Here is a 12,195-nt window from a genome sequence, read left to right on the forward strand (position 1 = left end):
TTTGGGTCCGATGGCACTAGCATCGATCTCAGAACATTTGCCCAATTCGGGCTGATTCGGGAGTCGCTGTTGTGATCACGCTGACCGATACCGCCGCTGAAAAGGTCCACGAGCTCATCGACCAGGAGCTGTCTGAGTCGGGAGGCGAGACGGTGTTGGCGCTACGTGTCGCAGTGCGGCCGGGTGGCTGCTCGGGCTTCAGCTACGAGATGTTCTTCGATTCCGAGATGGCCTCCGACGACATGGCGAAGTCGTACGGCGATATCAAGGTGGTGTCCGATCCGATGAGCGCGCAGCTGCTCGAAGGCGCCACGCTCGATTTCACCGACGGCCTGATGGGATCGGGTTTCGCGATCGACAATCCCAATGCGCAGCGCACCTGCGGCTGCGGCAACTCGTTCAGCTGAGCCGAACTGAGCCCGAACCTGGAGCGATTCCAGGCCAGGCGCGCGCCAGCGACACGATCCAGTTCATCGTCGACGGCCGCTCCGTCGAAGTTCCCGACGACGGCGACACGCTGCTCGGCGTGCTGCGCGACCATCTCGGCATTGAGGCTGTCCTCGACGGGTGCAGCCCTCAGGGTCAGTGCGGCTGCTGCACGGTGCTGGTCGACGACGCGCCCCGCGTGGCCTGCGTCACACCGGCTCGCAGAGTGGCCGGACGCCAGGTCACCACGGCCGCGGGGCTGAGCCCCACCGAGCAGCAGCGCTGGTCGCAGGCATTCTTGGCCTGCGGTGCCACCCAGTGCGGCTTCTGCACGCCAGGCATTGTGTGCCGCTTCGTGGGCCACGTACGGCGCGGTGCCGATCTGTCGGATCGCACGACGGTCGACAAGGCGCTGGCGGCGCACCTGTGTCGCTGCACCGGCTGGCAAACCATCCGCGAAGCGGCCGCCCACGTCGCGGCTCCACCCACCGATGTTCCCGTGCGTGACCCTGAGGCCGCCGCCCGTCGCGCCAGCATCGAGACCGGTGGCCTGCAGCAATCGGTGTCGGCCAGTGTCCTGGGCGGTTTCGCATTCGGCGCCGACGGAGCACCCGCAGGCACGCTCACAGCGGTTGCCGGACCCGGCGGTGACTGGTTTGCGGCCGAGACCCTGACGCAGGCGCGGCGCCAGGCCGGCAAGGTGCAGGGGCGCCGCAGCACCCTCGAACCTGTTCCACCCATCGAGGTCCCCGAACCGCCAGCTGGCGAACAGTGGGACGTCCGCCTGGCGACCTGCTGGACCGAGCCCGGCTATCTCGAGACCGACGCTGCCTGGTGCGTGCCGGGCGGCGAACCATCCGATCCGCTGGCCAACGGCGGTGCATTCGGAGGCAAGGCGTCGTCCCCGGTCCAAGAAGAGGCGCGGCAGCTCGCAGCCCAACTCGGCCAACCAGTTCGCGTGCTGTGGTCCAGAGAAGACGCAGTGCGGCGAGGCCCCAAGCGTCCGCCACTGGCCGCAGGCCTGCGACGCCGACGGAACCGGAATCATCCAAATAGCCCGAACACCCGGCGCAACCGACATCCTCCGAGCCGTCCTGCCAGCAGCAACCATCGAAGAAGTCGACGTGCCGGGCCCACCCACGTCGACCGCACTGCGCGCCGCCGTCTGGGCCGAAGCAAACATGCTGGCCGCAGCTCTAGACCGGCTGCACACCGGCGAAGCAACCGACACGAGCGCCGGCACCGCCACGGTCAAGATCACGTCCCCCTCCGGCGCCACCGCCCAAGCCACCGTCGGCCCAACAGGCATCGAGGTGCACATCGACGCTGGAGACCCCCTCGACGCCGTAACCCTGCGCAGCTACACGATCGGCGCCACCCACATGGCCTGGAGCTGGGTCACCTCCGAATCGCTGTCGGTCGACAAGTCCGGCGAAGTCCAAGACCTCACAATCCGCAGCTTCGAAATAGCCCGCTCCGCCGACACCCCCAACATCGAAGTCAAGATCGAACCGTCGCAAGGAATACCCGTCCCAGCGGGCGAAGCAGTATTCGCCGCAGTAGCAGCAGCCACCTGGCTGAGCGCAGGAGCCCCACCCACCCCGGGCGCGAAGAGCACCGTGATCGCGTCGAATCTGTAGTCCACAGTGCGTCGAAAACGTAGTTCTCACTACGTCGAATATGTAGTGTTAAAGCTGTCGAAACTGTAGTGTTGAACTATGTCACCCGACGGCTACATCCCTCGAATTGTCGACCAAGAACTGGACGAGCTCTCCGAGGGGCTGCCGGCGATCGCCATTGAGGGACCTCGAGGTGTCGGCAAGACGGAGACTGCAGTGCGGCGGGCCAAGACCGTTCACCGGCTCGACGACGCCGACCAGTACGCCTTGATCCGGGCTCGACGCCAGAGATTGATCGAGGGCGAGCCGCCAATCCTGATTGACGAGTGGCAGCGAATGCCCGAATCATGGGACGTGGTGCGGCGAGCAGTGGACGCAGGCTGCGCTCCCGGCAGATTCCTGTTGACCGGTTCAGCAACGCCTACCCGCAAGCCGACGCATTCGGGGGCAGGTCGAATCGTGACCGTTCGCATGCGACCGATGTCCTTGGCGGAACGAATGCCCGTTGTGCCCACGGTCAGTCTCGGTTCATTGCTGAGTGGCACCCGGCCCGACTTGACGGGCGAGACCGATGCGACCATCGTCGACTACGCACAGGAGATCATGCGGTCGGGCTTCCCGGGAATCCGGAGCCTCTCGAGTCGTCTCGGGCGGTCTGCCCTCGACGGATACCTCGACCGGATCGCAGAGCACGACTTCGATGACCTCGACCGTCGAGTACGTCATCCCCAAACGTTGCGTCGCTGGCTGATGGCCTACGCAGCAGCAACCTCAACGACAGCATCGTTCGAGACCGTGCGTGACGCAGCGGCGACATCCCAAGGCCACAAACCAGCGAGATCCACCACCCTGCCGTACCGGACGGCTCTGGAACAGCTGTGGCTGCTCGACGAGGTTTCGGCTTGGCACCCCACCCGGAACCCGTTACGCCGTCTAGCTGGGTCACCTACCCATCATCTTGCCGATCCTGCGTTGGCTGCTCGGCTGCTCGGCTGCGACGCCGATGAACTTCTCGCCGGCACCACTGGCGGTCCGGCAATTGCTCGCAATGGACCATTGCTCGGTGCTCTCTTCGAATCACTCGTCACGCTGTCGGTGAAGGTCTATGCGCAACAGAACGAAGCACGGGTTCATCACCTGCGCACCCATGGCGGCGAGCGTGAAGTCGATCTGATCGTCGAGCGTGGCTACGGCACAGTGGTGGCGCTCGAAGTCAAGCTCACTTCCTCAGTAGAGGAACGTGATGTGCGTCACCTGCGTTGGCTGAGCGAACGTCTCGGGCCCGACCTGCTTGACGCCGCCGTCATCACCACTGGATCTCACGCTTACCGTCGCCGCGACGGCATAGGTGTTATTCCGGCGGCACTCCTCACGGCGTAACGCATTGCCACCTGGCTCAGCCAAGGAGCCCCACCCCAACTCCCGACCCGCCGCCCCGCGCTAGCGTCACCCGGCGATGGCTGAATCAGCAATTGAGAAGCTCCGCCGCCTCAGCGCGGCCGAAGACGGACTCTGCAGCTTCGTCTGCCTCGACGCAAGCGGGAACCCGCACGTGTCGATCATCAACGCCGGCGTCATGGACAACCCCGTGACCGGCGTGACCAGCGTCGCCTGCGTGGTAGCGGGCAAGGCTCGCAAGGCTCGGTTGCTTCGCGAAGACCCCCGGGCAGCGGTTGCGTTCCGCCACCGTTGGGATTGGGTGGCTGTCCACGGCAACGCGCAGCTGATCGGACTGGACGATCCCGCCGACGGCGTCACCGACGCCGATATTCCCGAGCTGCTGCGGGAAGTGTTCCGCTCAGCCGGCGGCAACCACGAGGACTGGGACGAGTACGACCGCGTGATGACCCGCCAGCGCCGCCTGGCGATCTTCATAACGCTGGATCACATCACGTCCAACGCCGGCAGCATCTCCTAACTCGATCACCCGAGCCGATTACTTGAAGGAGGCATACCAATGGCTGCACCTATCGCTCACTATTCGAAGTGGTACCGAGCCGGCGACTTCGTGTTCGTCTCAGGCCAGATCGGCCTGCAGGACGGAGCACTAGCAGACGGCGTCGAAGCCCAGGCCCAAGCAGTGCTCGCCAACGTCACAGAAGCCCTGGCAGAAGCCGGCGGATCGCTGAACGACGTAGTCAAGTGCCTCGTCTTCATGACCGACATCAACAACTTCTCGCTCATCAACTCCGTCTACGCAGAAGCCTTCGGCAACCACCGCCCAGCAAGAAGCGCCATCGGCGTGGCGGCCCTCCCTCTAGGAGCCGAGGTCGAGATAGAGGCAATCGCCTTCCTCCCCGAATAGCAGTGAAGTACGCTGCGGCCCATGTTCGGCGGCATCCTCATCGTGGTCGTGCTCCTGCTGAGCCCGTTCATCATCACGATCTCACTAGCCGCAGTAGCCGCCCTACTAGGAAAGCTCCTACACGAAGACGCGGAAGCACGCCACGAAGGCAGCTCCCTCGTCGAAACAAACTTCTAGCCAGCTAGCGCCAGCGATAGGTCCCCAAGCGATATCCAACAGACCGAACAGTCTGGATGAGGTTCGCATTCTCCTCGCCCAGCTTGGCTCGCAGCCTGCGCACATGAACATCCACGGTCCGAGCACCGCCGTAGTACTCGTACCCCCACACCTGGTTCAGCAGCGCTTCGCGCGTGAACACCCGCCCCGGCTGGGAAGCCAGGAAGCGCAGCAGCTCGTACTCCATGTAGGTGAGGTCGAGCGGACGCTCGTCCAACACCGCCTCGTAGGTGTCGAGGTTGATGCGCAGCGGTCCGTAGGTGATGATCTCGGTCGAGGGGCCACTCGATGCGGCGGCCAAGTGCGCCAGGCGGGCCTCCAGTTCGCGCGGGTGGAACGGGTCCAGGCAGAAGTCGTCGAACAGTTCGTCGCGCATTGTCAGCTCGTCGAGCGCGTTGCCGCGCACCAGCACCAGCACTCCCAACGTGTCCGACGCGTTCTCGCGCAGCGCTCGCGCCACCGACCAGGCAGCATCGGTGCCACCGCCGCCGTCCGCGTTTCCGCTGTCGAGCCGGATGATCGCCCCGGTCCAGCCTTCAGTCGGCGCGTCCGCCGTCACGTCGGCCGCACTGGCCAACGGCTTCCAGGCGTAGCCGCCCAGATCCAGGAACTGCGCCAGCTCGGCGCTCACGGAGGCGGGGTGGACGGCGTACATGGTCACTTACCAGTTCACACAGCGGTGAAGTAATTGTCCAATTCGAATTGGGTCACCTGGGTCTGGTATGCCGACCATTCTCGCCGTTTGTTGCGCAAGAACCAGCGGAACAGGTGCTGGCCCAGCGTCTCGGCCACGAGCGTGCTGCCTTCCATCTCGTCGAGCGCCTCGTCCAGCGATGCCGGCAGGTTGTGCCCGTAGGCCGGTCCACCGTGTTCGCTGTATCCGGTGATCGACGGGGGCGTCTCGGGCGGCAGCTCGTACCCCTCTTCGATGCCCTTGAGCCCCGCGGCCAAGATGACGGCGAACGCCAGGTACGGATTGCAGGCGGGGTCCGGCGCCCGGTACTCGACCCGCGTCGCCTCTTCCGCCTCGTTGCGTGTCGGCGGCACCCGGATAAGCGCCGCCCGGTTGCTGCGGGCCCACGAGATCCCCACGGGCGCCTCGTATCCGGCAATCAGCCGCTTATAGCTGTTGACGAGCTGGTTCGTGACGGCGGTGATCTCCCGTGCGTGGGCCAGCAACCCCGCCACGAAGCCCCGCGCCACGTCGGACAGCCCGTCGGCACTGCTGGGGTCGCTGAAGGCGTTGCGCCCCTCGGAGAACAGCGACAGGTGGGTGTGCATCCCCGAGCCTTGTACCCCAGCCAGCGGCTTGGGCATGAACGTGGCGTGCACGCCGTGCTCGAAAGCGATCTCACGCACCAGCAGCCGGAACGTCATCACGCTGTCGGCCATGGTGAGCGCATCGGCGTAGCGCAGGTCGATCTCGTGCTGGGACGGCGCGTCCTCGTGGAACGAGTACTCGACGGGTATGCCCATCGTTTCGAGCGCGCTCAGCGTGCGATGCCGGATGTCCGACGCGATGTCGGCAGTGGTCAGGTCGAAGTAGCTGCCCGCGTCCAGCGGCACGGGGCGCCCGTCGGCCAGTTCGGACTCGAACAGGAAATACTCCATCTCGGGTGCGACATAGAACGTGTAGCCGGCGGCGCGCGCCCGGTCCATGACCCGTCTCAGCACGCCGCGCGGGTCGCCGCTGAACGGCGTGCCGTCGGCCGCGGTGATGTCGCAGAACATGCGGGCCGAGACATCGTCGCTGATCCGCGACGGCATGAGCTCGAACGTCTCGGGATCGGGCTGGGCCACCATGTCGGCCTCGGCGATCCTGCTGAAGCCTTCGATGGCTGACCCGTCGAACACCATGCCCTGCTCGAAGGCCGTCTCCAGCTCTGCCGGCGAGATGGCGAATGACTTGAGCTGCCCGGCTACGTCGGTGAACCACAGACGGATCAGTCGCACGCCCCGTTCGGTGACGCGGCGCAGCACGTAGTCCTGCGGTCGTTCCATGGTGGCCTCCCCCTCTTGGTTCGGCTCAGTGGGTCGCAAGGTCCTCGGTGGACGACCGGCGCAGTCCCAGTGGCTGAGCCCCCATTGTCGGCGGTGACATGAGGCCAAAACCAGGCGCCAGAGCCAGCTTCACGCGCTGTTCACAATTGAGCAATGGCCCGGAAACCCTGGCTCGTTTGTATCGTGCGCACGGATATTGGTGTCAGCCGCCAACCGGGCAAGCTGTGCGCGGGCTCGCAGGCTCACTGGCCTCACCCGATCCACCCCTGATTCACATCCGATTCAGTTCACATCCGATTCAGTTCACATCACGTTCAGCGAAGGAGCATGCAGTGACCTACCGGGCTGAGTACATCTGGACCGACGGCACCGAGCCCACGGTCGAAGTGCGTTCCAAGACGAAGGTCCTTGCCGACGGCGAAGAGCCGGGCATCTGGGGATTTGACGGTTCCAGTACGAACCAGGCTGAAGGCAGCGACTCCGACGTCGTGCTGCAGCCCGTCTACACCTGCCCCGATCCGCTGCGCGGCGGCAACGACATCATGGTGATGTGCGAGACCCTCCTGCCCGAGACGTTGGAGCCGCACCCCACCAACATGCGGGCCAAGCTGCGGACGATCCTCGACAAGTACGGCAATCAGGACTTCTGGTTCGGCCTCGAGCAGGAATACACCATGCTCGACCCGGTCACGAAGTGGCCCTCAGGCTTCCCGCCCAACGGCTTCCCCGGTCCCCAGGGGCCCTACTACTGCGGTGTCGGCGCGCTGCGCATCCACGGCCGCGATGTGGTCGAGCAGCACACCACCTGGTGCATCGAGGCAGGCCTGGCCATCTCGGGCACCAACGCCGAAGTCATGCCCGGGCAGTGGGAGTTCCAGATCGGCCCGGTCGACGCCCTCACCGTGGGCGATGAGATCTGGCTGGCCCGCTACCTGCTGTACCGCGCCGGCGAGGAGCACGAGATCGAGATCAGCCTTGCCGCCAAGCCCATGCAGGGTGACTGGAACGGCGCCGGTATGCACACCAACATCTCCACCAAGGCCATGCGCGAGAACTACGAGGCAGTGGTGAAGGCGGCCGAGTCGCTGGGCGCCCCCGGCAAGCCCGAGGAGCACATCGTCGGCTACGGCCACGGCATCGAGCTGCGCCTGACCGGCGAGCACGAGACCGAGCGCTACGACACGTTCAGCTACGGCGTATCCGACCGCGGCGCCTCGGTGCGCATCCCTTGGCAGGTCCACCAGGAAGGCAAGGGCTACATCGAGGATCGCCGGCCGAACGCCAACGCCGATCCCTACGTGGTCACTGCGCTGCTGAGCCAGACCATCGGCGCGGCCCTCGCCTGATCTGAAGATCTAGCGGTACAAGTTCGTGATCGGCATGCGCCGATCCTTGCCGAAGCTCTTCGCAGTGATGCGAGGGCCGGGCGGCGACTGACGGCGCTTGTACTCGGCGTTGTCGACGAGCCGCGTCACGCGGTGCACGAGTTCGGCGTCGGCGCTGAGCTCTTCGGCAACGTCAACCAACTCGTCGGCGCTGAGATCGCCCTCCACATAAGCCTCCACCAGCGGGTCCAGCACTTCGTAGGGCGGCAGGCTCTGGTCGTCGCGCTGGTCGGGCCGCAGCTCTGCTGAGGGCGGCTTGGTCAGGCACGCCTGCGGGATGCGCTCGCCGTCGCCCTGGCGGTTGCGCCACGCGCACAGCTCGTACACCAGCAGCTTGGGCACGTCGGAGATGACGGCGTACGCGCCGGCGGTGTCCCCGTACAGCGTCGTGTAGCCGACGGACGTCTCGGTCTTGTTGCCGGTGGTCAGCACGAGCCAGTCGAACCGGTTCGACAGCGCCATGAGCAGGACACCGCGGATGCGGCTCTGAAGGTTCTGGTCGGTGAGATCTGCGGCAGCCCGGTCGGCGGGTGACGTCAGCAACGTCGGTCGGCGGGTGAGTCGACGTCAGCAACTCGGTCGGCGGGTGAGTCGACGTCGTCGGGGTTGGCGTTGTCGAGCATCCCGGCCAGGGCTGCGTGCGCGGGTTCGATCGGCACGGTTCGCAAGTCGATGCCCAGGTTGGCGGCGAGCTGGGAGGCGTCCGTGCGAGATCCCTCGCTGGAATAGCGAGACGGCATCGAGACGCCGTGGACGTGTTCGGGGCCGAGTGCGTCGGTGGCGATGGCAGCCACAGCGCTCGAGTCGATGCCGCCGGACAGTCCGACGGCCACATCGGTGAAGCCGTTCTTGCGGACGTAATCACGCGTCGCAACCACCAGCGCCAGCCACACCTCTTCCAGCGGGTCCAGCGTTGGTGTCAGCAGGCCAGCCGCAGGATCGCCACAGCTCGACTCTCCGACGTCCACCTCGCAGACGGTGACCTGCTCCGCGAACGCGGGCAGCCGACACACCACGTTGCCGGCCGCGTCGGTGACGAACGAGTTGCCGTCAAAGACCAGCTCGTCCTGCCCGCCCACCTGGTTGACGTACACCACCCCGATCCCGGCCTGTGACGCCCGGGCGCATGCGAATGCCTCCCGGTTGGCCTGCTTGCCGCGCTGGTACGGCGAACCGTTGATTACCACTGCCAGCTTGGCCCCCATGGCGACTTGCGCGACCACGGGACTGGCGTCGTCATCGCCGCCGAGGCTGGTGAGCAGCTCGCCGTCGCTGGCCGCGGCGTACGCAGCGCCAGGAGGCCCCCACAGGTCTTCGCAGATCGAGATGCCGACCGGCACCCCGTCCACCCACAGCAGCGGTCCCGGGTCGGTGCCGGGCACGAAATAACGCTGCTCGTCGAACACCGAGTAGTTGGGCAGGAAATGCTTGCGATACACGCCACGCACCGCACCGCCCCAGCACATCGCAGCGGAGTTCCACAACCGCACCGGTCCGGTCTGGCCGCTGTCCTCAGGAAAGCCCACCACTGCGGGCACCGGCCCCGTATGCCGAGCAATCCGCCCAAGCGCCAGCGCGGCCCCCTCCACGAAAGTGGGCTTCAGCAACAAGTCTTCAGGTGGATACCCAGTAACAGTCAGCTCGCTGAACACCACCACCTGTGCGCCCAGCTCAACAGCCTCGTCGTAAGCAGCCACGATCATCTCGACGTTCCCGTCAAGATCCCCCAGCCGAAGGTTCAGCTGCGCCAACCCCACACGCAGGGACACCATCCATTCACCCTATGAGCCAGCTCGCGTGCCGACTACAGCGCCGAGTGCGCGCTGGAACAGGCTGTCTGCTCGTCAGCTTCGAAGTTTGTAGACGGATTCAGCACGACGCTCGGGCCGGTCTAGTCGCTAGAGGTCTATGACCCGCCCGTGGCCAAGATTGAAGCGGTGCTCAAGAACCGTTGTGATCTTGTGGCGACTCGCACTTTGATGCTGCACCAAGTCGGAGACCAGATCGCGAAGCTCCCCACCGAGATCCCTGACCAGTTCACCGCTAACGGTAAGATCGAGGGTCGCCTGCGCCGCCTTGAGACCGTTGATCCCGCCATCGACGCGACCCCCGCAGGCTCCTACCGGCTGGAGTGACTCCAAGCGATCACTGAACAGGACCGCACGAGGCGCCGCAACATCCGCCGCCTCGAACGCGTCATCGACGAGCTGATGGACGAGGACGAAACCAACGGCGTCATCCGCTGAATGCAGCGCGACCAAGACACCCGGCAACAACCACGCGCGCTCGCCGCTTGACAAGGGAGCCTCTGAGAGTCCCCTCAGACCCCGCCAAACCCGGCGCAACTCAACGACGGAGCCAGCGAGTTCGTAATGGGGAGCTTCAACGAGACTGGATGCGGCTGCATCTGAACGAGATGTAGTGTAACACTTGGTGTTACACTTCGCGTCGTGCCGACGACTCGCCCCCGTTATCCGGTGACCGAGACCGACGAGATTGCCGACATCCTCGATGAAGCAGCGCGGCGCTGGACCGACGCACCCCGATCCAGGCTGATCGGCCTGGTCTTGCACGACTGGGCCGCGGGCGGGCGGTCGCCGACGGCACGCGCCGCTGCTCGTGCGGGGCTGGCGGGCTCGCTGCCGGGCTCGTCGGCGCTCTATGACCGCTCCGAGGACTGGCCGGCGTGATCGTCGCCGACGCGAGCTGGGTCGTGGCGCTGCGGGACGCCCACGACGATCACCACCGCCAAGCGGCTGCCGTCAATCGGGACATCAACGATGAAGATGTGCTCCTGCATCCGGTCACCCTTGCCGAATGCCTGGTTGCGCCCGCCCAGCTAGGAGCACTTCAAGATGCAACGCTGCGCCTGCGCGCAGCGTTCGACGTCCCCGTCGTCGAACGGGAGGCACCCGTGCGCTGGGCAGCACTGCGGGCACGCACAGGATTGCGCCTGCCCGACGCCATCGTGCTCGACACGGCCATCAGCCATCAGGCACGTGCCATCGCCACCTTCGATGCCCGTCTCGCAGCGAGCGCGCACACGCACGGCCTCGATGTGCTGGGCCCGCCTTGATTGATCTGCCTTGATTCATTCAGGAGGAACCGCCGAGCGCCGGTGAGCGTCTGAGTCGGCGAACAGGAGATCAAAGCCTTGACGGCGGCGCGCGGAGGTAACCGCGATGGACGTGGGTACGATGCGCCGTCACCGGGGGAAGCTGTGGCGGACACCGGCTCGGTAGTAGCGGGGGACGACCAGCGAGGTGGTGTAGTGGCCAAAGAGAGGGTCGAACGTGACGAGGAAGACCTCGTCCGCCTGTACCTGACCGATATCGGCCAGTACCCCCTGCTGAACAAGGACGACGAGGTCCGGCTCGCCCAGCAGATCGAAAAGGGCATCGCCGCCAAGGACTCCCTCGAGTCCGACAGCGCCTTGGTCACCTCGAAGCTGTCGAGCGCCCAGCGCCGCCGCCTTGTGCGCAACCAGCGCGAAGGCGCACGAGCCGAGCGCACGTTCGTGCAGTCGAATCTGCGGCTGGTGGTGTCGATCGCGAAGAAGTACCAGGCGTCGGGGCTGCCGCTGCTGGATCTCATCCAGGAAGGCAACTTGGGCCTCATGCACGCGGTCGAGAAGTTCGACTGGCGCAAGGGCTTCAAGTTCTCGACCTATGCGACGTGGTGGATTCGCCAGGCGATCACCCGTGGCATTGCCAACACCGGTCGCACCATCCGGCTGCCGGTACACGCGGGCGACACGCTGGCGCGTCTGCAGAAGGCCCGCTCCCGTCTCGAGCTGAAGTACGGCCGTCCCGCCACGCTCGGCGAGCTGGCGATCGAAGTCGACATGCCCGAGCAGAAAGTCACCGAGGCGCTGCGGTTCGCTGCCGAGCCGCTGTCGTTGTCGGAGCCGCTGCGCGAGGACAGCGACGCCGAGCTGGGCGATGTTGTCGAGGACCGCGCGGCCGAGTCGCCGTTCGAGGTGGCGGCCACCACGCTGCTGCCCAGCGAGATCGTGCGGCTGCTGTCGCCGCTGGACGAACGCGAACGCGAGATCCTCAAGCTGCGCTTCGGCCTCGACCGGGGTGAGCCCCGCACGCTCGAGGAGGTGGGCGAGCATTTCCAGCTCACCCGCGAGCGCATCCGCCAGATCGAGGCGCGGGCGATGTCCAAGCTCCGCCATCCCAGCACCGACACGGGCGCTCGCGACCTGTTGTCGGTGTAGGCAGCGCAGCTTCCGCACCCG

15 protein-coding genes and 1 pseudogene are annotated in these 12,195 nt (G+C 65.8%); 11 read left to right on the forward strand and 5 right to left on the reverse strand.

The features are described 5' to 3' along the window. The first annotated feature begins 71 nt into the window (after nt 1-71). The 7 genes and pseudogenes from erpA (at nt 72) to ACOOHB_RS15970 (ending at nt 4,527) form a co-directional block, all read left to right on the forward strand. Complete coding sequence (gene erpA / locus ACOOHB_RS15940; RefSeq protein ID WP_420445791.1) at nt 72-407, forward strand: iron-sulfur cluster insertion protein ErpA; 336 nt, start codon at nt 72-74, stop codon at nt 405-407. Nucleotides 408-652: 245 nt separating this feature from the next. Next, a pseudogene (locus ACOOHB_RS15945) lies at nt 653-880 on the forward strand (2Fe-2S iron-sulfur cluster-binding protein); the annotation flags it as partial. A 670-nt stretch (nt 881-1,550) separates the two neighbouring features. Beyond that, nucleotides 1,551-2,066: a hypothetical protein gene (locus ACOOHB_RS15950; protein ID WP_420446960.1), complete on the forward strand. Its 516-nt coding sequence runs from the start codon at nt 1,551-1,553 to the stop codon at nt 2,064-2,066. Between the two features lie 78 nt (nt 2,067-2,144). Continuing rightward, a complete protein-coding gene (locus tag ACOOHB_RS15955) occupies nt 2,145-3,425 on the forward strand; it encodes an ATP-binding protein (RefSeq protein ID WP_420445792.1) in 1,281 nt (426 codons plus the stop codon). 76 nt (nt 3,426-3,501) lie between these two features. Next, complete coding sequence (locus tag ACOOHB_RS15960; RefSeq protein ID WP_420445793.1) at nt 3,502-3,963, forward strand: pyridoxamine 5'-phosphate oxidase family protein; 462 nt, start codon at nt 3,502-3,504, stop codon at nt 3,961-3,963. A gap of 39 nt (nt 3,964-4,002) precedes the next feature. After that, on the forward strand, nt 4,003-4,350 hold the full coding sequence (locus ACOOHB_RS15965; protein ID WP_420445794.1) for a RidA family protein: 348 nt from the start codon (nt 4,003-4,005) through the stop codon (nt 4,348-4,350). Between the two features lie 21 nt (nt 4,351-4,371). Continuing rightward, a complete protein-coding gene (locus tag ACOOHB_RS15970; protein WP_420445795.1) occupies nt 4,372-4,527 on the forward strand; it encodes a hypothetical protein in 156 nt (51 codons plus the stop codon). A 4-nt stretch (nt 4,528-4,531) separates the two neighbouring features. Here the strand turns inward: ACOOHB_RS15970 and ACOOHB_RS15975 are convergent, their stop codons facing one another. Both ACOOHB_RS15975 and ACOOHB_RS15980 read right to left on the reverse strand, forming a co-directional pair. Then, a complete protein-coding gene (locus ACOOHB_RS15975) occupies nt 4,532-5,197 on the reverse strand; it encodes a winged helix-turn-helix domain-containing protein (protein WP_420445796.1) in 666 nt (221 codons plus the stop codon). 38 nt (nt 5,198-5,235) lie between these two features. After that, nucleotides 5,236-6,567: a glutamine synthetase family protein gene (locus ACOOHB_RS15980; RefSeq protein ID WP_420445797.1), complete on the reverse strand. Its 1,332-nt coding sequence runs from the start codon at nt 6,565-6,567 to the stop codon at nt 5,236-5,238. Nucleotides 6,568-6,899: 332 nt separating this feature from the next. Here ACOOHB_RS15980 and glnII point away from each other — a divergent pair, with 332 nt between their 5' ends. Further along, on the forward strand, nt 6,900-7,913 hold the full coding sequence (gene glnII, locus ACOOHB_RS15985; protein WP_420445798.1) for a glutamine synthetase GlnII: 1,014 nt from the start codon (nt 6,900-6,902) through the stop codon (nt 7,911-7,913). A gap of 9 nt (nt 7,914-7,922) precedes the next feature. Here the strand turns inward: glnII and nadE are convergent, their stop codons facing one another. From nadE to ACOOHB_RS16000, 3 genes are all read right to left on the reverse strand, one after another. Continuing rightward, nucleotides 7,923-8,495, reverse strand: a complete 573-nt coding sequence (gene nadE / locus ACOOHB_RS15990; protein ID WP_420445799.1) for an NAD(+) synthase — start codon at nt 8,493-8,495, stop codon at nt 7,923-7,925. After that, nucleotides 8,489-9,724, reverse strand: coding sequence for a nitrilase-related carbon-nitrogen hydrolase (locus ACOOHB_RS15995; RefSeq protein WP_420445800.1), 1,236 nt, complete (start codon nt 9,722-9,724; stop codon nt 8,489-8,491). Before ACOOHB_RS15995 ends, nadE begins: the two co-directional genes overlap by 7 nt. Nucleotides 9,725-9,850: 126 nt before the next feature. Continuing rightward, the gene (locus ACOOHB_RS16000) at nt 9,851-10,252 is read right to left on the reverse strand and encodes a hypothetical protein (protein ID WP_420445801.1); all 402 of its coding nucleotides are present in this window, start codon (nt 10,250-10,252) and stop codon (nt 9,851-9,853) included. 150 nt (nt 10,253-10,402) lie between these two features. Here ACOOHB_RS16000 and ACOOHB_RS16005 point away from each other — a divergent pair, with 150 nt between their 5' ends. The 3 genes from ACOOHB_RS16005 to ACOOHB_RS16015 all read left to right on the forward strand — a co-directional run bounded on the left by ACOOHB_RS16005 (nt 10,403) and on the right by ACOOHB_RS16015 (nt 12,174). Beyond that, nucleotides 10,403-10,642 (forward strand): hypothetical protein, encoded by a 240-nt coding sequence (locus tag ACOOHB_RS16005; RefSeq protein WP_420445802.1) that lies wholly within the window; start codon nt 10,403-10,405, stop codon nt 10,640-10,642. Next, on the forward strand, nt 10,639-11,028 hold the full coding sequence (locus tag ACOOHB_RS16010; protein WP_420445803.1) for a type II toxin-antitoxin system VapC family toxin: 390 nt from the start codon (nt 10,639-10,641) through the stop codon (nt 11,026-11,028). Before ACOOHB_RS16005 ends, ACOOHB_RS16010 begins: the two co-directional genes overlap by 4 nt. 195 nt (nt 11,029-11,223) lie before the next feature. Beyond that, nucleotides 11,224-12,174 carry a sigma-70 family RNA polymerase sigma factor gene (locus ACOOHB_RS16015; protein WP_420445804.1) on the forward strand — a complete coding sequence of 317 codons (951 nt, stop codon included), beginning with the start codon at nt 11,224-11,226 and terminating at the stop codon, nt 12,172-12,174. Nucleotides 12,175-12,195 lie beyond the last annotated feature (21 nt).

Source organism: Candidatus Poriferisodalis sp., from assembly GCF_965215815.1.
Taxonomy (GTDB): Bacteria; Actinomycetota; Acidimicrobiia; order Acidimicrobiales; family Poriferisodalaceae; genus Poriferisodalis.